Here is a 26724-nt window from a genome sequence, read left to right on the forward strand (position 1 = left end):
TCTCCCTTAATGGATTAATTCATCGATTGAAGCGTTTCGATTCGCGCTTTAACCGCTTGTAATTGTTCTTCATACTGTGTTAATTTTTGTCGTTCTTGCTCAACGACTGCTTCCGGTGCTTTAGCGACAAAGGATTCATTGTCCAATTTTTTACTGGCACGAGTCACTTCGGATTGCAGACGACTCACTTCAGATTGCAGACGTTGAATTTCATCTTCAATCTTAATCAACCCTGCAAGAGGGATTAACACTTGGGCAAAGGGCAATGTTTGAGTGACCATTTCTTCATCAACAGCAAATTCATCACCAATTTTTAAAGATTGACAGTGGCAGAAGCGATCAATATAAGCCTGATTATCTTGTAAATCAGTGATGACTTGAGCTTCTTTGGTTTGAATCATAATATCTAAAGGCTTGGATAATGGTGTATTCATCTCATTGCGAATCTGTCTAACTGCTGTAATCACCTGAATGAGTTGATCCATCGCCTTTTCTGAATGATCATTTTGATATTCAACCTTAACCTCTGGATACTTAGCATGGCATAAGTTGGCACCTGATGGCGCGATGTGTTGCCAGATTTCTTCCGTTACAAAAGGCATAATCGGATGCAGTAAACGTAAAAATTGATCCAAAACATAAATCAGGACAGATTGGGTCGTCCGACTATTCAAATGATCTGCTTGAAGTTGTTCTTTTGTCATTTCAATATACCAATCACAATAATCATTCCAGATAAAGTGATACAAAATGCGACCCGCTTCCCCAAATTCGAATTTCTCAAATAGACGGGTTACTTCTTCAATCGTTGTTTGAAGTTTAGATAAGATCCAACGATCAGCCAGAGTTAAATCCTGTCCAATCTCTATTTGATCTAATTTTAGATCATCAACATTCATCAAGACATAACGGGAGGCGTTCCAAATCTTATTAATAAAGTTCCAAGCAGCAGCCATCTTTTCTGTTGAATAGCGAACATCTTGCCCTGGTGTCGATCCTGTTGCCAAGAACCAACGGAGAGCATCTGCTCCATATTCGTCCACGACATCCATTGGGTCTACCCCGTTACCTAAGGATTTAGACATTTTTCGTCCCTGAGCATCACGAATCAACCCATGAATTAAAACATTTTTAAAAGGACGTTTATGCGTAAATTCCAAGGATTGGAAAATCATTCGGCTAACCCAGAAGAAGATAATATCATACCCTGTGACTAGGGTATCCGTTGGAAAATATCTTTGATAGTCTGCTTGTCCTTCGTCGGGCCATCCCATCGTTGAGAAGGGCCACAAGGCACTAGAGAACCAGGTATCTAACACATCAGACTCTTGTCGCCAATTTTCAGCATCTTGAGGTGCTTCTAATCCAACATATACCTCTCCGGTCGTTTTATGATACCAAGCAGGAATTTGATGTCCCCACCATAATTGCCGCGAAATAACCCAATCATGGACATTCTCCATCCAGGTCAAGAAAGTATTCTCAAAACGAGGTGGATAGAAATCTACCCGATTATCTGTTTCTTGATTGGCAATCGCTTCTTTTGCTAATTGGTCCATCTTTACAAACCATTGAGTGGATAGACGAGGCTCTACAACAGCGTGAGACCTTTCCGAATGTCCCACTGAGTGAACGATCTCTTCAACTTTAATTAAAAATCCGCCAGCTTCAAGATCTTCAACGACTGCTTTTCGGCATTCTTCTCGGGTCATTCCTTGATACTTGCCCGCATTCTCATTCATTGTCGCATCATCATTCATCACGTTAATTCGAGGCAAATCATGCCGATTGCCCACGGCAAAGTCATTAGGATCATGAGCTGGTGTAATTTTAACAACCCCAGTTCCAAATTCTCGGTCAACATAATCATCAGCAACAATTGGAATTTCACGATCCATTAAGGGTAAAATCACCGTTTTACCAATCAAATCTTGGTAACGATCATCCTTAGGATTAACCGCAACCGCAGTGTCACCTAATAATGTTTCCGGACGCGTCGTTGCTAACTCCACATAACCTGATCCATCAGCTAAAGGATAGCGTAAATGCCAAAAATTACCTGGATCATCTTGATAGACAACCTCGATGTCCGATAGCGCTGTTTGGAATTCAGGGTCCCAATTTATAATATATTCCCCTCGGTAAATCCAACCTTTTTGATATAAATCAACAAAGACTTTACGAACCGCTTCATTCAAGCCCTCATCAAGGGTAAATCGCTCTCTTGAATAATCAACTGAAATTCCCATCTTTGCCCATTGCTGACGGATGGTTTCAGCATACTCTTCCTTCCATTCCCAGGTTTTTTCTACAAACTTTTCCCGGCCTAATTCATGGCGCGATATCGATTCTTCACGACGCAACTTCTCTTCAACTTTGGCTTGAGTTGCAATCCCGGCATGGTCCATTCCGGGTAACCACAAGGTATCAAAACCTTGCATTCTTTTTTGACGAATAATCATATCTTGTAAGGTCACATCCCAAGCATGTCCTAAGTGTAATTTCCCAGTAACATTGGGTGGTGGAATAACAATTGAATAAGGTTTTGCTTTTTTATCACCTGAGGGTTTAAATAGATCTTCTTCTAACCAAGACTGGTATTTCCCCGATTCAACCTCTTGAGGTTGGTATTTGGTTGACATTTCTTCTGCTTTCATAAGACACCTTCCCTTTAATATTTTAAAATAAAAAGCCCTATGCCTTCGCATAGGACGTATGAATAACGTGGTACCACCTAATTTTTGACCCGAAAGTCACTCTTTTTGATATCGAAGCCAAGGCTCCGTAAAGTACTAATCCATGTTTCTCATACTTTAAGACTCCAAGCTACCACATTCACCTTGAAAACTTTCACCAAATGTTTTCTCTCTAGCCGATGGTCAATGTCCCTCTCTTCATCGCCTTCATTTTATTATTATAGACCTTAGTCTATCATGAAATATAAACTAGGGCAAGAGTCTGTACCATAAGGAAAAAAACAAGAAATTCTTATTTTAATCGACTAAAAACGCTTTCGATTCGATCATTAAATACGAAAGAACCGGGTGGAAGATTTCTTATAGGTGATTGGTTAATAACCGCACAAGACTTTCCATTAAAATACTGGATAAAGGAAGCCGCAGGATAGACATTCAAGCTAGTCCCAGCAACAATCAACAAGTCTGCTTGGCTCATAGCCTCAATACTACTCATTATGGTCATTGGATCTAAGCTTTCTTGATATAAAACAATGTTCGGTCGTACAATTGCCTGATCTATCGGGCAACGTGGAACACCTTTAGCATCGCGTTCCAATTCTTTCAATGAATAATGTTGACCACATTTCAGGCAATAATTATCCAAGGTCGTCCCATGCAATTCTATCACATTTTGAGACCCTGCTCGTTGATGCAATCCATCAATATTTTGAGTAATCACCATTACAGACTTACCTTGTTGCTCAAGAGTTGCTAAATACTGGTGAGCTGGATTAGGTTTAGCTTGGGGATATATCAAATGCTTAAAATAAAAATCAAAGAAGATTTCTGGATGAGCTTCAAAAAAATCATGGGACAGAATCTCTTCTGCACGACAATGATAGCCTGTATCTTTCATATATATCCCTTTTGAAGAACGAAAATCTGGAATGCCAGAAGCAGTAGAGACCCCTGCTCCCCCAAAGAATACAAGATGACTACTTTGGTCGATAGCTGTTTGCATTTTCTGCAACTTAGCCTCAGCAGATTGATCGATCATGTAAATACCCCCTTTAATAATGACAAAATAAATCAAAATTTTAAATAAAGATACCTATCGACTAGAATGTACTTGATCAGACAATCAATTCCATTATAACAGCTTTAACAAAAAACTCCTTCCTACAGGCCACAACCAATAGGAATGGAGTCTTAATACAAATTATAAAATTCTATAAACTAGCGATAACTTCAATTTCAACCAAAGCATTCTTTGGAAGTGTCTTAACAGCAACCGCTGAACGAGCTGGTTTAGAGGTAAAGTATTGACCATAAATGTCGTTAAAAACAGCGAAATCGCCCATATCCGCTAAGAAGCAAGTTGTTTTAATAACCTTGTCAGAACTTGAGCCAGCCGCCTTTAATAAGGCATCAACATTCTTAATAACTTGTTCGGTCTGACCTTGAATATCTGTTGCATCAATTTGATTGCTTTCAGGATTAATCGGAATTTGACCTGAACAAAACACTAAATCACCAATGACCTTGGCTTGAGAATAAGGTCCGATCGCTGCTGGTGCATGGGTCGTTGCAATTGTCTTAATTTCTGCCATTCTACATTCCTCTTTCTCTTAATTAATAAAAACAAAGAAACTACAACAAATCTTGAATCGCTGCTTGGGCTTCGTTTTCATAGTTGGCATGGATTACCGAGCTTTGAATCTGACTGACCGCTTCATCGACTAAGCGATCCACCTCTAAGAGGTCTTCATACTTTTTAACGGTATGTAGTCTAGGTTTAGTCCATGGTGACCGTGGTGCAAAGACCGTACAACAATCCTCATACGGTTGATTGGAAATATCATAGGTTCCAACCTCTTCCGCTAATGCTATTATATCATTTTTATCCATCGCAATTAAAGGGCGAAGTATTAAAGATTCACTGACTTCATTAATCACTTGCATCGATTCGATTGTTTGTGAAGCCACCTGGCCTAAGGACTCCCCATTTATGATGGCTTTGGCTTTTTGTTGGATTAAAAGACGGTCCATAACCCGAAGCATCATTCGACGCATAACAGTCATTGATAACTTATCAGGAACTTGTTCTCGGATAGCTAGCTGAATGGCCGAAAAAGGAACTTCATGAAAGACAATTTCAGTAGCGTATTGAGCCAAAACACTGGTTAAACGTTTAGCTTTTTCCACAGCTTGAGGGCTTGTATAAGGAGGCGAAGCAAAGTGAACCATCTCTAAGGCCATCCCCCGGCGAATCATTTGATAACCTGCTATCGGCGAATCAAAGCCACCAGACAGCATTAATAAGCCCTTGCCAGAAGAGCCGTATGGCAATCCTCCTAGACCTGGATAAGACTTGAGACTCAAATAAGCTGCGTCTGATTGAATATGGACCATGAGTTTCCAATCTGCCTGGCGAAGGTTAACATTTAACTGAGGATAAGCTGTTAAAATTTGGCCACCAATTTCACGTTTGATTGTGATACTTTCATGTTCATAACTTTTGTCCGTTCTTTTAGCAACGACTTTAAAGCTTTGTCCCGCTTTTAAATCCAACTCACTAAACAATTCGATTGCTTTTTGACCAATCTGGTCCAGATCTCGCTCTACCGCAAAGACCGGTTCAAAGCGTTGGATTCCAGGGGTTTTTTGCAAAACCTCGATGACCGTCTCATAGGGGAGGTCTTGCCATTTTAAGTGCATAAAATCATGGCCAGCAATGATTTTTATTTTTTCTAAATCCTTCGTTTGAAAACGAATATGTTGGGCAATTTGTTGACGGAACCGCTTGCCATTTTGTCCTTTCGTGGTTAATTCACCATAATGAATCATCATTTCTTTCATACAGTTACCTCCCTTGTAAGTCAAGACTAAAGCATTTTGAGATTCTTTCAATCACGGCTAATAATTGTTCCACTTCGACAGCAGAAGTAGACTGGCTCATCGAAAGCCGAATCGCTGACTGAGCTAATGACGGGTCAACACCCATGGCTTGTAAGGTATGATGAGCTTGATGCTTGCGACTGGAACAAGCAGAAGTCGTTGATACCATCGCACCCTCTTGAGAAAAAGCATTAATCAGGACTTCTCCTGGTATCCCTGGATAAGCGGCACAAATAATATGAGGGCTTGCTGAATCTTTAGCAAAAACGGTCCAATTCTGTGATTCTAACGCTTCCACAATCCGATCATGCTCCCCTTTTAGGAATACATAAGATGCCGTCTGCTTAGCTTCAGCAAATCGAAGTGCCTTAGCCGTTGATACTATTGTGGCCAGATTCTCCGTTGAAGAACGAAGACCACGCTCCTGTCCGCCCCCATAAAGAAGCGGTGCTCTATTCACACGTTCTTTCATCATCAAGATGCCTGTACCCCGAGGTGCATGAAATTTATGTCCAGATAGTGTCAAAAGATCGATCCGCTCTTGCTTCATCCTATCTAGATGCAAACAAACTCCTTGAACCCCATCTACATGCCATAAAATTTGAGGATAATCCTCTAGCAAACGACTAATCGCCTTAAGATCCTGAACACTGCCCACTTCATTATTAACAGCCATAGTTGATAATAGTAACACATCGTCACTTAATAAGTTTTCTAGTTGGTCGATGTCGATACAGCCGGACTCATCCACGGGGGCTAGTTTAACTTGATATCCTTTCGACTGTAGTAAGGGAATCTGCTTAAAAATAGAAGGATGTTCAACTTCTGAAAGAATTACCTGATGACGATCTGGATGACTCTTAGCTGCTTGATCTAGAATCACTTGTAGGACCCAGTTATTCGATTCCGTCCCCGAAGAGGTAAAATAAACTTCGTCAGCTTTAACTGACAGGATCTGAGCCACTTGCGTTCTTGCTTGCTCCAAGAGCTGCTGGCAAATTTGACCGGCTTGATGAGCTGATGATGGATTCGCAAAGTACTCCCGACTTACTCTAAGGTATGTATCCAAGATCTCTTCGCTTGGTTTTGTAGTCGCTGAATGATCAAAATAAAGCATTCTTTTCCTTTCCTTTCTCATTCTTTTCCATAAAAAATCCGAACAGTACCAGCTAAGCAGGACTATTCGGATGATTTAATTAAAACATACGGTGTTGCTTCTCTTGATGATACATCCTACGAACTTGAGTTGGTCCCTCTGGATCAACTCGCCGTAAGGCTTTTTCAATGACTGCGAGTGCTTCTCGATAGCGAAACTCTTCGTAGAAATAGTATTGAGCATCTCGGATAGCTTGATCCATTTCTGGGATATCATAACGGAAGCGATTCGAATGTTGGATCATATACTCAGTCAAAGTCGCAGAATCAATAATCTCTTCGGTAATTGTCTCTAACTGATCCATGTCTTCTTGTAATTTAACTTCTAATTGATCCACTTCATCCATGTCAACTTTCACACGATTCAAGAATTGAGATAAGTTTTCAATCTCTTCCGTAACCTTATAGAATTGTTGGTAATAGACTTCATGCAAGCCAGGAAGATTATTTTTTTCCAATCGTCGCTTAAGATTCCTTAAATCTAATTCATACATATCTAGGTTCGCTTTAGCATCTTTCTCGCGTGCCGTCAAATTGCTCAAAGACTTAACTAGATCCTGTTGTTTAAGGGCTATCTCTTCTACATTACGTTCGATCTTACGAATAGATGCCTCAATTTGTGTATATACTGCATGGGAAGTTTCGATTTCCTGATTAAGTTGCATAAAACGATTCTCTTCTAACTCAATTTGACGTGTTAAGTCATTGACTTGGTCCGTTTCATTATTATGAAGAATATAGGATTGAGAAATCCGGTCAACTTCAATCCCAGCATAACGATTACTTTCCTTCACTTCATCGATTTGACGTTTTAATTGGTTGATATGCTGGTTCACAAAGGTCTTAGCTTGAACTTCAGCCTCCATTAATTCATAGAGTGAATTAATTTCACGGTCCGCCTTATCCATTAAAGTGGTTGCTTTTTCAAGATCAGCATTTTTAATTTCAGATTTCGCCTTGTTTAACTGTTCTTGAATCGCATCAATCTCTTCCGGAATATTCACATTAGCAAAGTTAAATTGACTCGCAACCATTTTCTCGTAACCATCACGCAAGTCAGCTAAGCTGTCTTCATAGTCATTCTTAATTTGATCGTTCATCTGTGGAATTTTTTCCAATATTTCTTCCAGGTCTTGGGTATCTTTTTCGATCGAATTAAGCAGATCTTGTGCCTCTAAATAATCGCCCTCACTAGTATATTCATTATAAGTGGTAAAATCCAATTCTAAGAGTTGTAAATTCTTTTCTAAAGTCTCAATTGCTGGCCCGAAATCAAACGCATGGTTCATTACTTTTTTTCGAGCTGTTTGATAGCGCTCCAAAAGGTCCTCGTAGCGTTCTTGATTATCTGATTCTGTCTCAAGTAGGTCTGTTAACTGTTGATGTAGATCATTCACCTGTGATTCAGTCTCATCCAATAACTCCCGTGCTTGGTTGAGCGCATTTTTGGCTCTCACCAAATTCATCTGTTCTACAAATTGTTCTGATCCTACTAACGCAGCTTCAATTTCTGTAAATTGAAAATTAGTAATGGTTTGCCAATTAGCAACTAAGCTTTCATATTTACGTTTTGTCTGACCTGAGAGATTCATATTCTTCAAGGTGAAGAGCTGATCGGCAATTGAAACAGACATCATTTCATCCTTACGTTGCTCTAGCTCTTTAATTTCTTTACTACGTTGTGTACGGAAGAAATAAATCAAACCGTATACTAATAGGATCAAGACAACGATTATGAATAGAATATCTGTAAATTTTAATCCCATATTCCTTGCTCCTCTACATTAATCTGATTGTTTTCAAACTATCCAATCGTATAAATAGTAATTTGTCAACTTATATTGTATCATTTCTAACGTTTATTTTAAAGTCATTAAGCTTAAGAACTATAAATTCCTTTAACTTTATAAGCTTTTCTATTTCTTTAAAAATAGTTATTTACTTAAAATCTCAATTTTCAAAGATCTTGATTTCTTTAACGATATCATCAACTTGTTTGACATTTTAATTATTAGGCTACACTTCTTAAATTCAGACTATAAAAATAGCACCCCTCGGTTGAGTGAGTGCTTATTTAATAAATATCGATAGTTGCTTCCCCAATAGCTTCAGAAAGTTTCTTGCCTTTAATTTTAACTTCAAGAAGATTATCAAAATCTTTTATGTTCTCAATCAATCGTTCTCCTATCCCTACGTCATAACTATCAGGAGTAGACGGATATATTCCACAACGAATTCCGTCAACATCAAAGACTACATTAGTAAGATTCCGTGTCACTGATTCTTTAAGCTGATTAATTGTTAACCCTATCATAGTATGTCATCATTCTCCCTTCTTTCATTATCAGTTCTTTCATAGTATACGATTGATTCACCAACAAGAAACTAATCATAGTCTATCAGCTAACCAATGGTTGGTGTCCGTCTACCATATGCCTTAAGACAGCAAACACCTACATACATTTATAACTATGTGTAATATATTTAAGTTTAATAATAGTTGTTCATAATAGAAAACGATCGTTGATCTTGAATCCATTCTAATCCATCATTACTACCCAAAATGAAAGCTGGCAATTCAATATAATAACATTTGTTATCATCTCTGTAGATATCCTCGTAAACTCTTTTTGATTGATAAACACCTAAATATGCAGCTGTCTCATATCCGTATTCCTTAGCAAAGTCCACCATATTTTTAGACATAGAATCAGCTTCCAAATTTAGATATAAACTAGCGATTACTAGCAACCATCACTATTTAACATTTGATTTTTTCTCAATTTTTTACCAAGTCAAAAATAAAGCTATTATAGTCTATCAAGCAATCAAATACTGGCTTTTACCTACCATAACGCATAGAGATAGTAAACACCATCTTTTTTATAGTTTAAGCCAGTCAAAAGAAATCATAGATTGTGTTCCTTTTATTAAATAACCATCCAAATAATTATAAAATTATAAATTTTTACGACTATATTTTACACAATGGCTATTCAATCAAAAAACCACTCAGAAACATTGAATAATCAACATTCCTAAGCGGTTATTATAGATTATAATTAGCCTAATTTGTTGTAGTATTCTACGACTAGGGCTTCATCCACTTCAGCGTTTAATTCGCTACGTAACGGTAAACGTACTAAAGTACCTTCTAACTTATCAGCATCAAAGTTAACGAATTCTAAACGAACATTCATTGACTCAACTGCTTCTTTGATGATTGCTAAATCACGTGAACGTTCACGAACAGCAATCACTTGACCAGGTTGTACTAAGTATGATGGGATATCAACACGTTTTCCGTCAACTGTAATATGACCATGGTTTACTAATTGACGAGCTTGACGACGCGTTGTCGCTAAACCTAAACGATAAACCAAATTGTCTAAACGTTGTTCTAATAAGATCATGAAGTTTTCACCATGCTTACCTTCAGTAATCTTACCAGCTTTATTAAACAAACGACGGAATTGACGTTCTGTTAATCCATACATAAAACGAAGTTTTTGTTTTTCGTTCTTTTGTAAGGCATATTCAGATAGTTTTTTACGAGCATTTCCGTGTTGTCCTGGTGGGAAAGGTCTTTTAGCTAATTCTTTACCTGTTTCGCTTAAAGAAATTCCTAGACGACGAGATTGTTTCCATTGAGGTCCTGTATAACGTGACATATTATTCCTCCATAAAGTAAATTTTTGTGGAGTAAAATAAGAGTTAGAAAACCGAATGCGTGCAGTCGAACTTTCACCTTTGCAGCCGCGGTTACTTGTATGCCTAAAGCTGTTGACTGTTGACGCGCTTTCCTTTTCTAAGGCTGCTGTATTTTACACTCCTACTATTATAGATGTCTTTACCTAAATAATCAAGCGTTCTTTTATTATTTTAAGATGGATTGATCACATTGTACTCTTTTAACCAACCTTTTTCTTCATCGGTCAATTGTTCTTGATCAATTAAATCAGGACGACGTTCTAAAGTCTTTAAGAAGCTCTGTTTACTCCGCCAACGTTCAATATTTTGATGATGACCAGATAATAGCACATCCGGTACTTTCATTTCTCTAAACTGTGCGGGGCGAGTGTACTGAGGATATTCCAAGCGATCTTGTTGAAAAGACTCATGAACAATCGATTCGGCATTCCCCACTACTTCGGGAATTAATCGCACGGTTGCATCGATCATTACCATCGCAGGAATCTCTCCGTTCGTTAAAATAAAATCTCCAAGTGAAACCTCCTGAGTCACAAAAGAACGTACTCGTTCATCAAATCCTTCATAATGACCACAAATAAAGACCAATTGATCTTCTTTTGACCAGGATTCCGCCATCTTCTGATCAAAAGGTTGGCCTGTTGGATCAATCAGAATAATTGGACAATTTTCTGCAAGATTCAATGACTCCAATGTATGCACAATTGGCTCCACACGAAGCAACATGCCTGCACCACCACCATAAGGATAATCATCTACATGGCCATGCTTATCAACGGCGAACTGCCTGAAGTCATGGGTCGTTATCTCAAAAAGTCCCTTTTCTTGACCTAATTTCATGACTGATTCATTCAAAGGAGAAAACATTTGTGGAAAAAGTGTTAAAATATCAATCTTCATCCCAGAGCCCCTCCAGAATATCGACAGTAACTATCTCTTTTTCTAAGTCAACATCTTTTACCACATCATCAATAAATGGCAGTAACAAGTCTTTACGATCCTTATCCTTAGGATCCACCACCCAGACATCATTAGACCCCAATGTCAGGATTTCTTTAATTTTTCCGATAGTTGTTCCGGCTAAATCAACCACTGTCAAGCCTTTAATTTGATGGTGATAATAGGCTCCTTCCTCCAATTCAGCTTGATCCTCTTCAGCAATCGCCAAAGTCATACCTTTGAATCCTTCGACTTGATTAATCTGATTATAACCTTCAAACGCTACTAAATAAGCCCCTTTATGAGGCGCAAATGAAGCCACCTGAACCTTAGCACACATCTTATCGCCATCCAAAATATATAAAATATTTCCTATCTTAAAGCGCTCTTCCATAAAATCTGTATCCACAAGAATCTTCAATTGCCCTCGAATACCAAAGGTATTAACAATTCGAGCTATCTTATAATAGGTCACTTATTTCCACCTTTCTTTGATTATTATTAGCAAAAAAGCTAGTCATTCACCAGGAATCACTAGCTTCATTGATTAGTCTTCTTCAGTCATCGTTTCTTCTGAACGATCATCGGCAATGGTAATACGAGCACGCTTTTCGTCGCGATTACGAGCACTATAGATGATGGTGCGAATTGCACGAATCACCCGTCCTTTTTTACCGATAATGCGTCCAACATCATCAGGATGTAGAATAAGGTTGTATTCCATAAAGTCTTCACTTTCACCGAGTTCAATCTTTAATTCTTCTGGATGATCGACTAAAGGTTCCACTATCGTATGAATTAACTGTTCAATTTTAGCTGACATGGTTGACACATCCTTATACTTTTTTCTTTAGACTGAGCGTTTATTTAGTATATTTAGCTTGGTGGAATTTAGCCATAATTCCTTGATTCGATAAAAGATTGCGAACGGTATCAGAAGGTTGTGCTCCTTTTTCTAACCATGCTAAAGCTTTTTCTTCATCAAGAACTACTTCTGCAGGATCTAATAAAGGATTGTAAGTACCAATCTTTTCGATAATACGTCCGTCACGAGGTGAACGAGAATCTGCAACGACGATACGATAGAATGGGCTTTTCTTAGCTCCTGCACGTTTTAAACGAATTTTTACTGCCATAGTTTAATGACCTCCTAGTTATTTTTATCTGACTTGATTATACTAACAGAAAAAAGATAAGCTGTAAAGTCTTTTTGCTTTACAGCTTAAAAAATTATCTTTTTTTCCTTTTATTCTTTTTAAGGAGGCGGGCAATTTGTTTTTGATTCTGTTCTTTTTTAATTTGCTCAGGAGACTTCATCTTTTCCATGGCTGGACCTTTCATGCCTCCTTGCGCATTAAGGCGCCCCATCATCTTGTTGAGTCCGCCCATTCGTCCATTTGACATCTGCTTCATCATCTCACGAGATTGATTAAATTGCTTGATTAATTGGTTAATATCATTGAGAGGTTGCCCACATCCTGCAGCAATCCGTTTGCGGCGACTTTGTGAAATCACATCAGGATTTTCTCGTTCATAAGGTGTCATCGATTGAACGACCGCTCGAATCCGATTCATACTCTTATCATCGATATCAAAATCATCCAGTCCCGGAATTTTACTCATTCCAGGAATCAACTTCATTAAGTCTTTAATGGGTCCCATTTTACGAACTTGATCCATCTGATTAATAAAGTCATTAAAATCAAAAGAGGCATCTTTTAATTTGTCAGCCATCTTAGCGGCTTCTTCTTCATCAAAATCTTGTTGGGCTTTCTCGATTAAGGTCATCATATCGCCCATACCTAAAATCCGTCCTGCCATCCGATCTGGATAGAAGAGTTCTAAGGCATCTAATTGTTCCCCTTGACCCGTGAATTTAATAGGTTTGTTAATAATTGACCGAATTGATAATGCCGCTCCACCACGCGTATCGCCGTCTAATTTAGTAATAACAATCCCTGTAATATCCAAATCATCATTAAAGGCCTTAGCGACATTGACGGCATCTTGTCCAGTCATGGCATCAATCGTTAGCAAAATATCGTGAGGTTGAACAGCTGCCTTAATATTTTGCAGCTCTTCCATTAATTCTTGGTTCACATGGAGACGTCCCGCCGTATCAATAATCACAGCGTCGTTCCCTTGGATTTTAGCTTTTGCCAAAGCATTCTTAGCAATATCAACTGGATTGGCTTCAGTTCCTTGACTAAATACTTCCAAGTTCAATTGTTGACCGATCGTCTGTAACTGATCAATCGCAGCTGGACGATAAACGTCACCAGCAACAAGCAAAGGCTTCTTAAGACCTTGGCCTTGAATATATTTTGCCAATTTTCCGACGGTAGTCGTTTTCCCTGCCCCTTGAAGACCAACCATCATAATAACAGTCGGTGGCTGAGTTGAGATGTTTAATGGAACATGGTCGCCACCCATTAGAAGGGTTAATTCTTCATTAACAATTTTTACCACTTGTTGAGCAGGTGATAAGGATGATAAAACTTCAGAACCTAGCGCCTTATCATTTACTCGCTTTACAAAGTCTTTAACAACCTTAAAATTAACGTCAGCTTCTAGTAAGGCCAGACGAATTTCCCGCATCATTTGTTTCAGGTCAGCTTCAGTAATTTTTCCGCCTTTTCCCACTTGAGAGATCGAATTTTGTAATCGTTCAGATAATGCTTCAAATGCCATAGTCTGTCTCCTTTATTATAGATTCATTTCTTCTTGTATCAGTTGTTTAAGTAGGTGACTTGCCTCGGTTGGTCGATCGATTATCGATTCGAGCTGTCGATAATTTGCTAATCGTTGATCACTTTTTTGAGCCAAATGCAGAACCGACTCAAGTTCAAGCAAGGCTTGTTCTGATCGACGAACATGGTCATGAACCCCTTGACGAGAGATGCCTTGATTTTGTGAGATTTCTGCTAATGAATAATCTTCCTCATAGTAATCACGCATAATAGCTTGTTGTTTTTCAGTTAATAAATCTTGATAGAAAGATAAGAGCTTATTCATATAGACCGTCTTTTCCAGGGTCATTGATCCATCTTCCTTTCTATCGTGAGTCAAACACCAATCAAGCTTTATTCTATCATGTTTATGTCTTAAGAACAATTCAAAGAAAAAGAAGAGACCGACTTGAAAGGGTCTCTTCTCTAACTTGCTAGTGATTCTTCTATTTTGATTTAACATAGATCTTTCCATCCGCGGCAGGGGCCTTAGATTTACCGACTAAGCCCACGAGGACAATAATGGTAATAATATACGGCGCAATCTGTAAATAAACTGGCGTAATGGATTCAATAACCGGAATTTGAGACCCAATGACAGCAATCGTCTGTGCAAAGCCAAAGAATATAGCCGCCAACAAAGCGCCAATTGGATGGTATTTACCGAAGATCATAGCGGCCATGGCCATAAAGCCTTGACCAGCGACTGTCGATATTGAAAATTTTAGGGTAATAGAATTAGCTAAAACTGCACCACCCATTCCACCTAAAAATCCTGAAAGCAATACGCCCGCATACTTCATCCGGTATACATTGACGCCTAAAGTATCCGCAGCCTGGGGGTTCTCACCCACTGAACGAAGCCTTAAACCAAAACGAGTCTTGTAAATGATGAACCAGACGAGCACTGCTACTAACATGCCAAAAAAGGCAGGTCTAGATGTTGTTTGGAACAAAACGGGACCCAACACTGGAATCTTAGAAAGCAAAGGAATATTACCATAGCCAAAAGCATGTTGGATAGATGGCGTTTCCCCTTTGCCCTCATAGAGTACCCGAGTTAAGAAAACAGCGAGGGCTGGTGCAATCAAGTTTAATACCGTCCCCGATATAATATGGTCCGTTCTCAGATTGACTGTTGCCAGAGCATGAATCAAGGAAAAACACATTCCTGCTAAAGCCCCAGCAAAAATAGCTACCCAAGGTGTCCACTCCGCTCCTAAAGTAGGTCCTAGATACAAACTAGCAACAACTGAAGCAAAAGCACCGATAACCATGATCCCTTCTAGACCCACATTTACAACTCCCGCTCGTTCGGAGAACACACCTCCTAAAGCCGTATATATTAAGGGTGCTGAATAGACCAAAGTCGATGATACGATCAATGCTACTAAAGCTGAACTCATTAGGCTCCCTCCTCTTCTTGGCTGACATTATTGGAAAGTTGATCTCTTCGTCTCGCAAGTTTGTCCCAACAATAAGTAATGATGTAAGAAGCTCCAACGAAGAAAATAATAATACCAATCACAATCTGTACAATTTCTGAAGGAATCTTAGCAAAAGTCATAGCTGGTGCTCCGGTATTTAAAGCACCAAATAATAATGCTGCAAAAATGATACCAATCGGATGATTAACTCCTAAAAGAGCAACCGCCATCCCATTAAATCCAATTGCTGGAGCTACACCATTCTGTAAGTTAATGAAGCCAAATTCGCCAAGACCATTCATCGCTCCGCCTAAACCAGCTAATGCTCCAGATATTAACATTGCTAAAATGATATTTCGCTTAGCAGACATCCCAGCATAATCCGAGGCAAAAGGATTCAGTCCAACTGACTTCAATTCAAATCCTAGAGTCGTTCGTGACATTACAATTAGAACGACAACTGCTGCAATAATCGCTAAGAAAATCCCAGCATGGATGGTTGAATTTTGGGTCAATTCAGACAACCAAGCCATTCTAAGAGGTGGAGTATCACCGATTGATGGGGTGCGATCGGCACGATCTGTTAAAACATATCGAATTAAATAATCCACCACATAAATAGACACATAGTTCAACATAATTGTTACGATCACTTCTGAGGTTGAAAAATAAGCTTTCAAAACACCCGCAATTCCTGCCCATAATCCACCAGCAATCGCTCCTGCAATAATAGCTAGAGGAAGCATGATCCAAAGCGGTGCATCGGCTAACAATAGACCGACCCATACCGATACAAACCAGCCCCAAAGTGCTTGTCCTGCTAAACCAATATTAAAAAATCCGGCAATATATGCGACCGCAAAACCTAAACCCGTAAATATCAAAGGAGTCGCTGCTCGAATCGTCTGTCCAATAGAAAATGGTGTCCCAAAAGCTCCTTTATATAAAGTTTGATAACCTTGAATTGGATCATGACCAAAAGCTAGCATTAAAATCGCCCCAAAAATCAGTCCTAATATCACAGAGGCTAGCGAGACAAATATTTTTTTAAATGATGACATGGTCTAGACACCCTCCTTTTGCTGTTGACGATGCTCAAGAACTTCTTCATAAGAAGTCCCTGCCATCAAGAGACCAAGCTCTTGTTCATTTGTTTCATGAGCAGGAATATCAGCAACAATCTCGCCATCATGCATGACTAATATTCGGTCTGATACATCTAGGATCTCATCTAATTCAAAACTCATTAATAAAACCGCTTTATTGTTATCCCGTTGATTGATTATAGCACGATGAATAAATTCAATCGCCCCAACATCCAATCCGCGCGTTGGATTAGCCGCAATCAAGAAGTCTGGATCGCCAGATAGCTCTCGGGCAATAATCGCTTTTTGTTGATTTCCACCCGATAAAGCAGCGGCTGGTACTTTTTCAGAGATCGTGCGTACGTCAAAAGAATCAATCAAATGGTTAGCACGTTCTCGAATTTGTCTAAAGTTTAAAAAGCTCCTTCTAGAAAAGGGTTCATGATAATATTCTTTTAAGACGAGATCTTCTTCTAAACGCATATCAAGAATTAACCCGTATTTATGACGGTCTTCTGGAATATGCCCTAGTTTACGTTCATTAATTTGGCGCGGTCTCAAGTGCGTAATTTCTTCACCGTTCAAGATAACCTTTCCTGAATCCACCGGCATTAGCCCACTAATCGCCAAAATCAACTCAGATTGACCATTACCATCAATCCCAGCAATTCCGACGACTTCACCATGATGCACATCAAATGAAAGGTTTTTCACTTTCATAACTCCTCGGCTATCTTTGACCTCAATATTTTGTACACTTAAGGCCAAGTCGGTAACCTTAGCTGGCTTTTTATCTATCTTAAATGAGACATTCCTTCCAACCATCATAGTCGCTAATTCCACAGAGCTTGTATTTGCTACATCGACTGTGTCAATAGATTCTCCTCGCCGGATAACCGTACAGCGATCTGCAACTTGCTTTATTTCATTTAATTTATGCGTAATAAGAATAATCGACTTGCCTTCTTTCGCTAAAGAAGACAATGTTTGCATCAACTCTTCGATCTCCTGAGGGGTCAAAGAAGCGGTCGGTTCATCAAAAATCAATATATTTGCCCCGCGATAGAGAGTCTTTAGGATTTCAACCCGTTGCTGCATACCCACACTAATATTTTCAATTTTCTCATCAGGTGCAACATCTAAGCCATATTTTTTAGAGAGGTCAATAATTTTTTCTCGTGCAGATTGTTTATCAACCACTAATCCTTTGGTTGGTTCATGCCCTAAAATAATATTTTCTACCACCGTAAAATCTTGAATTAACATAAAATGTTGGTGGACCATACCAATCTTAAGTTCACTGGCCTTAGCCGGTGAATCAATTTTAACCGCTTGACCATTTAAATAGATCTGACCGGAAGTCGGCTCTAACAATCCGGATAACAGATTCATCATTGTCGATTTTCCTGCTCCATTCTCACCTAAGAGTGCATGGATTTCTCCTTCTTTCAAACAGAAATTAATATTTTTATTGGCATAAAAATCACCAAAACGCTTAGAAACATTGCGCATTTCAATGACTATTTTATCCGATGCCATCCTCATCACCTCTCCAAATCGCTTTTAAGACATTCTAGAAAGATTATATCGAAAATAAAAAGCGTATTCAATCTATATTCTAATAGCCACATAACTTTTCATTATTATTTTAGTTAATCCGAAAAAGCTTAATCTATTAAATCCCCATCGCCAGAACGATCCAAGAACTGTATTCTAGGAAGCCTGACAATGGGGATTGTTATCCAATATTTTCAAAATGTCTTAGATGGATCAACGGCTTTCAAACGCCATGATCAATTCATCTAACCCTCTGGTTGATCCCCTTCAATAAGTACTTGTCGGGGCTTGGACCCATCTTGAGCAGAGACTAAGCCATTCGCTTCTAAATCGTCTATCAAGCGAGCGGCACGATTGTATCCAATCCGGAATTTTCGTTGAAGCTGAGAAATAGAAACTGTCTCTTGATCACTAATTAAGTCAACGGCTTCTTCATAATATTCGTCATCAGAAGCATTTTCTGCCGAAAGATCTTGGTCTGCTACTACAATTTTTTCATCATAATCCGCAGTTTGCTGCATCTTGATATAATCTGTAATTCGTTCAACTTCGTCATCAGAAATATACGCACCTTGAACTCTAACCGGTTTATTTTTACCCATCGGTTGGAAGAGCATATCCCCTCTTCCAAGTAATTTCTCAGCACCCACAGAATCAATAATGGTTCGAGAATCCGTCCCAGAGGATACTGCAAAAGCCAATCGTGATGGAACATTGGCCTTAATAATCCCTGTGATAACATCCACCGATGGTCGTTGTGTAGCTATAATCATATGGATTCCTGCTGCACGAGCCATTTGGGCTAGTCGAATAATAGCATTTTCAACATCATTTGAAGCGACCATCATTAAGTCCGCTAACTCATCAATGACAACAACAATCTTAGGTAAACGTTCATAGCCTGTCCCATTTTCTTGATTCCAAGAATCCACCTGCTCATTATAACCATCGATGTTACGTACACCAGTCGTAGCAAAAAGCTCATAGCGTCGTTCCATTTCTTCAACGACATTATTCAAGGCACGGGCCGCCTTACGTGGATTGGTCACTACTGGAGAGAGTTGATGGGGCAAGTCATTATATAAGGTTAATTCAACTTTTTTCGGGTCAACCATTAAGAACTTAACTTCCTCAGGACGTGCCTTCATCAATATTGAGCAAATAATCACATTAATACCAACGGATTTGCCTGATCCCGTTGCCCCTGCAACCAGTAGGTGTGGCATTTTACTTAGATCCGCTAAGCATACCGAACCAGAAATATCCCGACCCAGAGGCACTTCCAACTTATTGGAACTTGCTAAGCCTGCTTCAATAATTTCAGAAAAAGCAACCGGCGACACTTGGCTATTCGGAACTTCAATTCCAATCAAAGATTTACCTGGTATTGGTGCTTCAATCCGTACATCACGAGCAGCAAGTGCTAAGGCAATGTCATCAGCTAAATTAACAATTTTTGAGACCTTAACGCCGATCGCAGGTTGAATCTCGTACTTAGTCACAGCCGGACCTAAATTTGCCTTAACAATTTTTGCATCAACGCCAAAACTTTCAAAGGTCAATTCCAATTTCTTAATATTTTCTTCAATCCGTTCGTACTCTTCAGTTTGATCAACAGGTTCCATCTTATTAAGAAGATCTACCCCTGGAAACTGATATTCTTGATTTAATTTCTTGTTGGCGATTTTTTTGCTTTGTTTAATATTAGGAGCCGTTGCATTCGGAGAATCATCTTGAATTAACTCTTGTGTTTGATGACTCGCTTCTTGCCAGTGACTACGCTGTGCTTGTGATTGGTCCATTTTGCTTGATTCTGAGAATGACGCTAACTGAGAATCATCATCTCTTCCCGTCTGATCAACTTCTGATATTTTAGTATCCGCTTGCTTCTCAAATTCATTTGCTTTATCTTCTGGCAATTTGGAAACCTCCGGAAAGACTGTCATTGACGGATCTGTCACCTGTGATTCTGTTGAAGGACTAGCAGAAGATCTAGTAGATTGACTGACTGAACTAGGCTGATCATGATGTTCTAAATTTTCTTTAATAATTGTTTTGAGTGGTCCAGATACTTGTTCTCTTTGCTCATTCGAAGTCTTTCTTTGTTGTTGAATTTGATCAAAAAAGTCTAAATCCAAAATACGTTCCTGTTCGGGCCTCATTTTACGCTTTACAGACGCTGTATGAGCCTTAGGATCCGATAACTTATAAGGTTCAAAATCATAAGGCGTATTAGGTTGAAATACAGGCTCCTCATCTCTTTCTACGCTTGGCATATATCGTGCGGTTTGATCTGACTGTGGAGATACGTCTTGGCTCAAATCAACTGCTTCTTGATCAGAATCTCCGAAAAAGAAGTGCTTAAATTTTTCAAAAGGGGTCATTATCCATGAAATAGATCGTTTTTTTGAAGAGTCTTGTGCAACTTGAATATCTTCCAAGGATGTTGAAATTTCTTCTTGAGAGTAATTTTGATCATTTAGATTATTTTCATCATTAAAAACCTGCTTTATTTGCTGTAAGTCTGGATTAATTTTTCTTAATCCTTTAAAAAGCCACTCACCAACATACCTAAGTGTTTGCCATGCAGCATATAGAGTCTGGTTAATGACTAAAATTAATCCCATAAAAAAGATGGTCCAAAGTAATAAATAACTTCCCCACCGACCTACTAAAAATATTAACCCTTGATATAAGAGTGCACCTAATAGCCCTCCTCCAAGACTATCCACAATCTGCCAAGTTAATAATTCATTCTTATACAATTGGAAGGTGTAAGCAAAGATAGACTGTCCCGTCTGTTGACTAAAGCTAGAGTAAAAAGTTGAGATATGTAAAATACCCGTTAAGGCCATCAAAACAAATATTCCGCCAATAACTTGGCGTCCTTCAATCCGCACCATTCGGCCTCGAACGATTAATGCCAAGCCTAACCAAATCGCAAAGGCCAAGACCAACGTATAAGTCTCACCAACAAGTAGCCTAAATCCATTAGTCATCATGACACCGACCATGCCCCAATTAAAGACAGATACTAAACTTAAGAAAACGATAATTAGACCTAAAATCAAGTAAGTATTCTGATAAGTCACTTGAGATTGCTTTTTTTTCTTAGCGTTTGAATTATTTTTCTTACCTACAGTCATTCCTTCACATCCTTCGATCATTGCTTATCGTATCGTCCATTATACCATAAAGTTGTCTAGGCGATGAGCTTTCACTATAATACTCCTTGCACTGAAAGCTATTTTAGCATAAAATAAGGAGGATTAGCTTCCAACTTTTAGGAAGAAAAATATTAATGGAGTGTGAACTATGCAGTTTATCAAAAAACATGGCAAAAAGATTCTTTTATTTGCCTTTATTTGTCTGATAGCAGCCGGTTGCGTCCGCTATGATAAATCAGGCATGCCAACAGGAACGGTTTACCAATATATCGGAATTCCAACCGCTCGCTTAATGGACTTTCTAGCCCATCTATTTAATGGTTCGTATGGAATGGCAATTATTATCATAACCGTAGCAGTAAGACTGTTAATGTTGCCTTCCACCTATAAAATGACTAAAAACACCATGGAATCATCCGCAAAAATGAAGTATGCTCAACCAGAAATTAGTGAAATTCAAGCAGAAATGAATGATACCGATGATCCAAAAGAAAAAGCAGACCTACAAAAAGAATTAATGCAAGTTTATGCTAAATATGACATTAACATGCTCTCTTCAATGTCAGGTTGCTTGCCCCTATTGATTCAATTGCCCTTCATTTCAGCGGTTTATGCCGCCATTCGGTCCTCCGAAAAAATTGCCCATTCAACCTTCTTAGGTATTGATTTGGGGCAACGTAGTATCGCAATCGTTGTTCTAGTTGTCGTAGCCACCTTCTTATCTTCCTGGTTGATGCAAAAAGCTGCACCAACTCCTGCGACTGACAACCCACAAGCCAGCCAAATGCAAAATTCAATGTTAATTATGAACCCACTCATGTTAGGTTGGTTCACTTATGCTTCTAACGCTGGTTTAGGTGTCTATTTCTTAGCTGGATCCATTGTATCTCTCCTTCAACAAATTTATATGAATCACGTTGCACGCCCTAAGATTCAAGCTGAGATGGAAGAAAAAGCCAAAAAGTATGCCGATCTTCCTCGCGAAAAGCGAAAAAAGGCCGCTAGAGAAAACAAAAATGCCATTAAAGCTGAAAATGCTAAACGGATCGTCCCTGTTAAGAGCAGCTCCAAGGGTCAAGGACGCAACGCTGGCAAACAAAATCGGAATCAACGATAAGTCCTTCTCTTAACATAAAAAAGAGCTTATCAAGTTTTTCAATCATGAAAGTCTCCCGAATGCTAAAATATAGCACTCGGGAGACTTTTTTAATGGACCACAATATAACATAATTTCCCAATAGAATAGGAGCGTCTAAAATTTTGGAGGCTGCAACAAATATGTCACAGCCTCCAAAATCATAGCTCATTGTATTATTTAATTTCTTTTTCTAATTGAGCCTGTTTATTTTTATAGATTGCACGTTGATCAGTCATAATAGGAAATTCAACATAAAAAATGGAACCATGTCCATAAACAGACTCCAAACGGATTTGACCACGGTAGCTTTCAACCAATTGCTTAGCAATACTTAAGCCCAATCCATTGCCCCCTTGATTGCGAGCACGCGCTTTATCCACTCGATAAAAACGCCCAAACACACGTTCTTTATCTTCTTCTCGCATTCCTTCACCAAAATCTTGAACCGCAATTTCTACCTTATTAACCCCTTTACTCAAGGATAAATGGATTTCTTTACGATTAGTAGAATACTTGACGGCATTATCCATTAAAATAATTAAAATCTGCTCAAAATGATTGCGGAACATATTCACATAAATAGGATCCTGGCTCTTCTCCGCATCTAAAAAGATTTTAAAATCGGGATAAAGCATGACGAAGTTATTAAAGACCTGTTTCGTCGTCGAAACGACTTCAGTCATTTCATTTTTATAATCCACATCAACATGGTCTGCCCGTGAAAGATCTAACATTTCTTGAACAAGATCCTTCATTCGAGTTATTTCTTGCAAAGAAGCAGCAATTGATTCCTCAAGGACCGTTTGATCCTCCTTACCCCAACGATTGAGCATTTTTAAGTGCCCTTCAACAATGGCTACAGGAGTCCTCAATTCATGTGAGACATCCTCTACGAATTGTTTTTGATTTGTCACATATTGGTCAATCTTATCCAAAAGTCGATTTAAATGTAGACACAAATCACTCCACTCATCATTCGATCGTGGCTCCATTAATCGCACTTCAGATAACGTTCCCTCTTCCAACAAATCCAAGGTGTTATTAATATAAGATAAGGGTTTTAGAAAATAATAAGAAATTATATAAGCTAGACCTAGAGATAATAAGACATATACGATTAAGGCAATTCGCCCATCACGATATTGACCTCGCATTAATTCTTCCATGCGATCCATGGAAACGATCATCTGTATGCTGCCTAAGTGCTTATTTGAGCTAGGAGAGATAACCCGTTCATTTCCGACAAGATACTGTTTTCCTTGAATCATCTTATCTGTTAAAACTTGATTCGTTTTTTGATAAGACAAGGCATAGGGTTTGCTTTCATATACCAAGCGACCTTCAGGAGTGTAAACACGTACATCCACATTTTTTTCAACATACAAACGAACTAATCGCTGTTGAAGATCCATTCTTTTCGATAAACTTGGATCCATAAAATTGGTCGAATTAATAGGACGCTCTAAGGAGGCTAGTTCTTGCGTTAAGTCCATCAATCGTTCTTGATAAACTTCCTTAACCTGATTATGGAAATGATTCACCGATATTCTTTGGTAGGCAATCAAGGATCCAATTGATAAAGTCATAAATGCTACAAATAACAATATTGGCCATTTCCATTTTAAGGAAGGGGGATGCTTTAAAAAATTAATTGTCGGTTTTTTCATTTTTTAAGTTCTCATTACATAACCTGTGCCACGTACAGTTTGGATATAAGACTCTTGCCCTTCAACATCAATTTTATTTCTTAAATAACGAATATACACATCCACTACATTGGTCTCAACTTCTGTCTTATATCCCCAGACCTCTTCTAATAGCACATCTCTCGATAAAACCATATTAACATTTTCCATCAAGAATAAGAGCAATTCATATTCCCGCTTGGTTAAATCAATCACTTCATCTCCTCGCCGAACGATTCGAGAAGCTTTCTCAATCGTTAAATCTCGATAGCGAATCACTAATTGTTGTTGAGTACGGATATCCTCTTCACTCTCGATCCGTCGAAATAGGGCTCGCAATCGAGCTAGAAGTTCCTCAATCGCAAAAGGTTTGACAATATAATCATCAGCTCCTTGATCAAGACCCGATACGCGATCAATCACTGAATCACGAGCCGTCATAATAATAATTGGTGTATCCTTAATAGGGCGAATGCGACGAACAACCTCGAGACCATTTAATTCTGGCAACATTAAATCTAATAGAATAACATCCCAGTCATCCTCCAAGGCTCGGTTTAATCCTGACCGCCCATCATAACATATTTCTGTTTCATAGCCTTCATGTTGTAATTCTAATTCAACAAAACGCGCTAAATTCTTCTCATCTTCGACAATTAGAATCTTCTGATTATGGTTGGTATTCATAAAAACGCTTCCCTTCTCATATACTCACTCATATTGTAAACTTTTTCATCTTAAAAAGCTATGATAAAATAAAAATCTTCTATTTTTATCTATTTACACTTCTTCTTCTCCTTGAGTCAGCCAATGATAGTGAAAAGCTCCTGGACGATCCACGCGCTCATAAGTATGCGCTCCGAAATAATCTCTTTGAGCTTGAATAAGATTGGCTGGTAAGCGGTCGCTACGATAGGCATCATAGTATGACAAGCTAGACATAAGGGCAGGAATTGCTATGCCAGTCTGAGTTGCTAAAACAATGACCTGTCTTAAACTCTTCTGATAGTCTTGGCATACTTTGGCAAAATAAGGATCCAACAATAAATTTTCTAATTCTGGATCACGTCGATAGGCTTGGGTAATCTCTTGTAAAAATCGTGCTTGAATAATGCAGCCACCCCTAAAGACTTGAGCAATTTGACCACAATCTAATTGCCAATTATACTCAACCGAAGCCGTTTGATATTGAGAAAATCCTTGAGCATAAGCGATGAGTTTCCCTAAGTAAAGGGCTTGTCGAAGCTGTTCGATGAGTGCTTCCTTATCCACATCAAAAGATAAGTCTTCATCTGGACCAGATAGATATTGGCTCGCCTTAACTCGTTGCTCTTTAAAAGCTGAGATATATCGACTAAAAACTGACGCTGTAATTGTAAAAGAAGGCAAACCTAGATCCAAAGCAGATTGAGAAGTCCATTTTCCCGTTCCTTTATTACCAGCGCGGTCTAAGATCATATCAATCATTGCTTCTCCGGTTTTTGGATCTTTTTTGCTTAAGATATTAGCTGTAATTTCAATCAAATACGATTGGAGCTCTCCTTGATTCCATTGGTCAAAAATGCTAGCAATTTCTTCAACGGGCAAATTCATCCGATAGCGCATAAATTCATAGATCTCAGCAATCAATTGCATATCAGCATATTCAATGCCATTGTGGACCATTTTGACATAATGACCCGCGCCATCCGGACCCATATAAGCTACGCAGGCTTCATGGTCTTGAGGGTCTTTTGCCGCAATCTGTTGTAAGATCTCCGCAACCTGATCATAAGCTTCTTTTGGTCCCCCTGGCATCAAAGCAGGGCCGTGTAAAGCCCCTTCTTCGCCACCAGAAACACCCATTCCCATAAAGTGAATGCCCGTGGCATTAATCGCTTGACTACGTCGTCTAGTATCTTGATAGTAACTATTTCCGCCATCAATAAGAATGTCACCAGAATCTAACAATGGTAAGATGCTTTCAATGGTTGCATCTGTCGCTGATCCTGCCTTTACCATTAGAATAATCCGGCGCGGACGTTCAATCGATTGAACAAACGCTGAAAGTTCTTGACTTGCGATTAAATTTTTTTGGGGGAATTCATCTTTAACTGCCTGAGTTTTCGCGTAGCTACGATTAAAGATCGCCACATGATAGCCCCGGCTTTCAAGATTTAGTGCTAAATTCTTTCCCATTACCGCCATGCCAACAACACCAATTTGTGCTAAAGTCATTTTATAACTCCTTATCTATTCATTATTAAAGTTCTCCTGTTCCTTCCTAAGGAATGACAACCCTCTAAAATCTACCTAATTATTTCTAATTTTAGCAAAAGTTTAATCGGATTAAAAGTTTGATTACCAGTCTTTCTTGGATTTTCAGTATATTTTTGGTAAAATGAGCTTATCTTGACGAAGGAGGTCGTCTGTTTGGCAAAGAAGAAAAAGAAAAAAGCCAGTAAGTATGATCGCATGATTCGAATCATGTCTTTATTAATGGTACTAGTAATGCTGATTGGACTTGCAATTACTTTATATATTACGCTAATCGACTATCTACCCCATTAGTAAAT

24 protein-coding genes are annotated in these 26724 nt (G+C 38.7%); 2 read left to right on the top strand and 22 right to left on the bottom strand.

Annotation, left to right across the window (positions count from 1 at the left end; all coding sequences use genetic code 11):
* Positions 1-14 precede the first annotated feature (14 nt).
* From HMPREF9706_RS02100 to HMPREF9706_RS02190, 19 genes are all read right to left on the bottom strand, one after another.
* On the bottom strand, positions 15-2657 hold the full coding sequence (locus HMPREF9706_RS02100; RefSeq protein WP_006907712.1) for a valine--tRNA ligase: 2643 nt from the start codon (positions 2655-2657) through the stop codon (positions 15-17).
* Positions 2658-2988: 331 nt separating this feature from the next.
* Entirely contained in the window at positions 2989-3735 is a 747-nt protein-coding gene (locus HMPREF9706_RS02105) for an NAD-dependent protein deacylase (RefSeq protein ID WP_006907713.1), read from the bottom strand.
* A 172-nt stretch (positions 3736-3907) separates the two neighbouring features.
* Positions 3908-4288 (bottom strand): RidA family protein, encoded by a 381-nt coding sequence (locus HMPREF9706_RS02110; protein WP_006907714.1) that lies wholly within the window; start codon positions 4286-4288, stop codon positions 3908-3910.
* 40 nt (positions 4289-4328) lie between these two features.
* A complete protein-coding gene (gene thiI, locus HMPREF9706_RS02115) occupies positions 4329-5537 on the bottom strand; it encodes a tRNA uracil 4-sulfurtransferase ThiI (protein WP_006907715.1) in 1209 nt (402 codons plus the stop codon).
* A gap of 4 nt (positions 5538-5541) precedes the next feature.
* A complete protein-coding gene (locus HMPREF9706_RS02120) occupies positions 5542-6693 on the bottom strand; it encodes a cysteine desulfurase family protein (RefSeq protein ID WP_006907716.1) in 1152 nt (383 codons plus the stop codon).
* 79 nt (positions 6694-6772) lie between these two features.
* Positions 6773-8497 carry a septation ring formation regulator EzrA gene (locus HMPREF9706_RS02125; RefSeq protein WP_006907717.1) on the bottom strand — a complete coding sequence of 575 codons (1725 nt, stop codon included), beginning with the start codon at positions 8495-8497 and terminating at the stop codon, positions 6773-6775.
* Positions 8498-8805: 308 nt separating this feature from the next.
* Positions 8806-9045: a hypothetical protein gene (locus HMPREF9706_RS02130; RefSeq protein WP_006907718.1), complete on the bottom strand. Its 240-nt coding sequence runs from the start codon at positions 9043-9045 to the stop codon at positions 8806-8808.
* A 176-nt stretch (positions 9046-9221) separates the two neighbouring features.
* Entirely contained in the window at positions 9222-9437 is a 216-nt protein-coding gene (locus HMPREF9706_RS02135) for a hypothetical protein (RefSeq protein WP_006907719.1), read from the bottom strand.
* A gap of 356 nt (positions 9438-9793) precedes the next feature.
* Complete coding sequence (rpsD, locus tag HMPREF9706_RS02140; protein WP_006907720.1) at positions 9794-10402, bottom strand: 30S ribosomal protein S4; 609 nt, start codon at positions 10400-10402, stop codon at positions 9794-9796.
* A 211-nt stretch (positions 10403-10613) separates the two neighbouring features.
* Complete coding sequence (trmD, locus tag HMPREF9706_RS02145) at positions 10614-11342, bottom strand: tRNA (guanosine(37)-N1)-methyltransferase TrmD (protein ID WP_006907721.1); 729 nt, start codon at positions 11340-11342, stop codon at positions 10614-10616.
* Positions 11332-11856, bottom strand: a complete 525-nt coding sequence (gene rimM, locus HMPREF9706_RS02150; protein ID WP_006907722.1) for a ribosome maturation factor RimM — start codon at positions 11854-11856, stop codon at positions 11332-11334. The genes trmD and rimM overlap by 11 nt, the downstream gene beginning before the upstream one ends.
* 72 nt (positions 11857-11928) lie before the next feature.
* Complete coding sequence (locus HMPREF9706_RS02155; protein ID WP_006907723.1) at positions 11929-12204, bottom strand: KH domain-containing protein; 276 nt, start codon at positions 12202-12204, stop codon at positions 11929-11931.
* A 40-nt stretch (positions 12205-12244) separates the two neighbouring features.
* Complete coding sequence (rpsP, locus tag HMPREF9706_RS02160) at positions 12245-12517, bottom strand: 30S ribosomal protein S16 (protein WP_006907724.1); 273 nt, start codon at positions 12515-12517, stop codon at positions 12245-12247.
* Between the two features lie 94 nt (positions 12518-12611).
* The gene (ffh, locus tag HMPREF9706_RS02165; protein ID WP_006907725.1) at positions 12612-14072 is read right to left on the bottom strand and encodes a signal recognition particle protein; all 1461 of its coding nucleotides are present in this window, start codon (positions 14070-14072) and stop codon (positions 12612-12614) included.
* Positions 14073-14087: 15 nt separating this feature from the next.
* On the bottom strand, positions 14088-14420 hold the full coding sequence (gene ylxM / locus HMPREF9706_RS02170) for a YlxM family DNA-binding protein (RefSeq protein ID WP_006907726.1): 333 nt from the start codon (positions 14418-14420) through the stop codon (positions 14088-14090).
* Positions 14421-14556: 136 nt separating this feature from the next.
* Complete coding sequence (locus HMPREF9706_RS02175) at positions 14557-15516, bottom strand: ABC transporter permease (RefSeq protein ID WP_006907727.1); 960 nt, start codon at positions 15514-15516, stop codon at positions 14557-14559.
* Positions 15516-16598 (bottom strand): ABC transporter permease, encoded by a 1083-nt coding sequence (locus HMPREF9706_RS02180; RefSeq protein ID WP_006907728.1) that lies wholly within the window; start codon positions 16596-16598, stop codon positions 15516-15518. The genes HMPREF9706_RS02175 and HMPREF9706_RS02180 overlap by 1 nt, the downstream gene beginning before the upstream one ends.
* 3 nt (positions 16599-16601) lie before the next feature.
* On the bottom strand, positions 16602-18161 hold the full coding sequence (locus HMPREF9706_RS02185; RefSeq protein WP_006907729.1) for an ABC transporter ATP-binding protein: 1560 nt from the start codon (positions 18159-18161) through the stop codon (positions 16602-16604).
* A 263-nt stretch (positions 18162-18424) separates the two neighbouring features.
* Positions 18425-21325: a DNA translocase FtsK gene (locus HMPREF9706_RS02190; RefSeq protein ID WP_006907730.1), complete on the bottom strand. Its 2901-nt coding sequence runs from the start codon at positions 21323-21325 to the stop codon at positions 18425-18427.
* Positions 21326-21494: 169 nt separating this feature from the next.
* Here HMPREF9706_RS02190 and yidC point away from each other — a divergent pair, with 169 nt between their 5' ends.
* A complete protein-coding gene (gene yidC / locus HMPREF9706_RS02195) occupies positions 21495-22463 on the top strand; it encodes a membrane protein insertase YidC (protein WP_006907731.1) in 969 nt (322 codons plus the stop codon).
* A gap of 194 nt (positions 22464-22657) precedes the next feature.
* Here yidC and HMPREF9706_RS02200 read toward each other — a convergent pair whose 3' ends face one another.
* The 3 genes from HMPREF9706_RS02200 to gndA all read right to left on the bottom strand — a co-directional run bounded on the left by HMPREF9706_RS02200 (position 22658) and on the right by gndA (position 26386).
* Entirely contained in the window at positions 22658-24151 is a 1494-nt protein-coding gene (locus HMPREF9706_RS02200) for a HAMP domain-containing sensor histidine kinase (protein ID WP_006907732.1), read from the bottom strand.
* 3 nt (positions 24152-24154) lie between these two features.
* Positions 24155-24856 carry a response regulator transcription factor gene (locus HMPREF9706_RS02205; RefSeq protein ID WP_006907733.1) on the bottom strand — a complete coding sequence of 234 codons (702 nt, stop codon included), beginning with the start codon at positions 24854-24856 and terminating at the stop codon, positions 24155-24157.
* A 93-nt stretch (positions 24857-24949) separates the two neighbouring features.
* Positions 24950-26386, bottom strand: coding sequence for an NADP-dependent phosphogluconate dehydrogenase (gene gndA, locus HMPREF9706_RS02210; protein ID WP_006907734.1), 1437 nt, complete (start codon positions 26384-26386; stop codon positions 24950-24952).
* Between the two features lie 195 nt (positions 26387-26581).
* Between gndA and HMPREF9706_RS09025 the strand changes: the two genes are divergently transcribed.
* On the top strand, positions 26582-26719 hold the full coding sequence (locus HMPREF9706_RS09025) for a DUF4044 domain-containing protein (protein ID WP_164999400.1): 138 nt from the start codon (positions 26582-26584) through the stop codon (positions 26717-26719).
* Positions 26720-26724 lie beyond the last annotated feature (5 nt).

The organism is Facklamia hominis CCUG 36813, assembly GCF_000301035.1.
GTDB classification, from domain to species: Bacteria; Bacillota; Bacilli; order Lactobacillales; family Aerococcaceae; genus Facklamia; species Facklamia hominis.

Coding starts and splice junctions, on each gene's coding strand:
- HMPREF9706_RS02175 (WP_006907727.1), bottom strand. CDS start 15,516: ATGAGTTCAGCTTTAGTAGCATTGATCGTATCATCGACTTTGGTCTAT.
- HMPREF9706_RS02200 (WP_006907732.1), bottom strand. CDS start 24,151: ATGAAAAAACCGACAATTAATTTTTTAAAGCATCCCCCTTCCTTAAAA.
- rpsD (WP_006907720.1), bottom strand. CDS start 10,402: ATGTCACGTTATACAGGACCTCAATGGAAACAATCTCGTCGTCTAGGA.
- thiI (WP_006907715.1), bottom strand. CDS start 5,537: ATGAAAGAAATGATGATTCATTATGGTGAATTAACCACGAAAGGACAA.
- ffh (WP_006907725.1), bottom strand. CDS start 14,072: ATGGCATTTGAAGCATTATCTGAACGATTACAAAATTCGATCTCTCAA.
- HMPREF9706_RS02135 (WP_006907719.1), bottom strand. CDS start 9,437: ATGTCTAAAAATATGGTGGACTTTGCTAAGGAATACGGATATGAGACA.
- HMPREF9706_RS02180 (WP_006907728.1), bottom strand. CDS start 16,598: ATGTCATCATTTAAAAAAATATTTGTCTCGCTAGCCTCTGTGATATTA.
- HMPREF9706_RS02155 (WP_006907723.1), bottom strand. CDS start 12,204: ATGTCAGCTAAAATTGAACAGTTAATTCATACGATAGTGGAACCTTTA.
- HMPREF9706_RS02205 (WP_006907733.1), bottom strand. CDS start 24,856: ATGAATACCAACCATAATCAGAAGATTCTAATTGTCGAAGATGAGAAG.
- HMPREF9706_RS02105 (WP_006907713.1), bottom strand. CDS start 3,735: ATGATCGATCAATCTGCTGAGGCTAAGTTGCAGAAAATGCAAACAGCT.
- gndA (WP_006907734.1), bottom strand. CDS start 26,386: ATGACTTTAGCACAAATTGGTGTTGTTGGCATGGCGGTAATGGGAAAG.
- HMPREF9706_RS02110 (WP_006907714.1), bottom strand. CDS start 4,288: ATGGCAGAAATTAAGACAATTGCAACGACCCATGCACCAGCAGCGATC.
- yidC (WP_006907731.1), top strand. CDS start 21,495: ATGCAGTTTATCAAAAAACATGGCAAAAAGATTCTTTTATTTGCCTTT.
- HMPREF9706_RS02100 (WP_006907712.1), bottom strand. CDS start 2,657: ATGAAAGCAGAAGAAATGTCAACCAAATACCAACCTCAAGAGGTTGAA.
- ylxM (WP_006907726.1), bottom strand. CDS start 14,420: ATGACCCTGGAAAAGACGGTCTATATGAATAAGCTCTTATCTTTCTAT.
- HMPREF9706_RS02125 (WP_006907717.1), bottom strand. CDS start 8,497: ATGGGATTAAAATTTACAGATATTCTATTCATAATCGTTGTCTTGATC.
- HMPREF9706_RS02190 (WP_006907730.1), bottom strand. CDS start 21,325: ATGACTGTAGGTAAGAAAAATAATTCAAACGCTAAGAAAAAAAAGCAA.
- HMPREF9706_RS02185 (WP_006907729.1), bottom strand. CDS start 18,161: ATGGCATCGGATAAAATAGTCATTGAAATGCGCAATGTTTCTAAGCGT.
- HMPREF9706_RS02120 (WP_006907716.1), bottom strand. CDS start 6,693: ATGCTTTATTTTGATCATTCAGCGACTACAAAACCAAGCGAAGAGATC.
- HMPREF9706_RS02130 (WP_006907718.1), bottom strand. CDS start 9,045: ATGATAGGGTTAACAATTAATCAGCTTAAAGAATCAGTGACACGGAAT.
- rpsP (WP_006907724.1), bottom strand. CDS start 12,517: ATGGCAGTAAAAATTCGTTTAAAACGTGCAGGAGCTAAGAAAAGCCCA.
- trmD (WP_006907721.1), bottom strand. CDS start 11,342: ATGAAGATTGATATTTTAACACTTTTTCCACAAATGTTTTCTCCTTTG.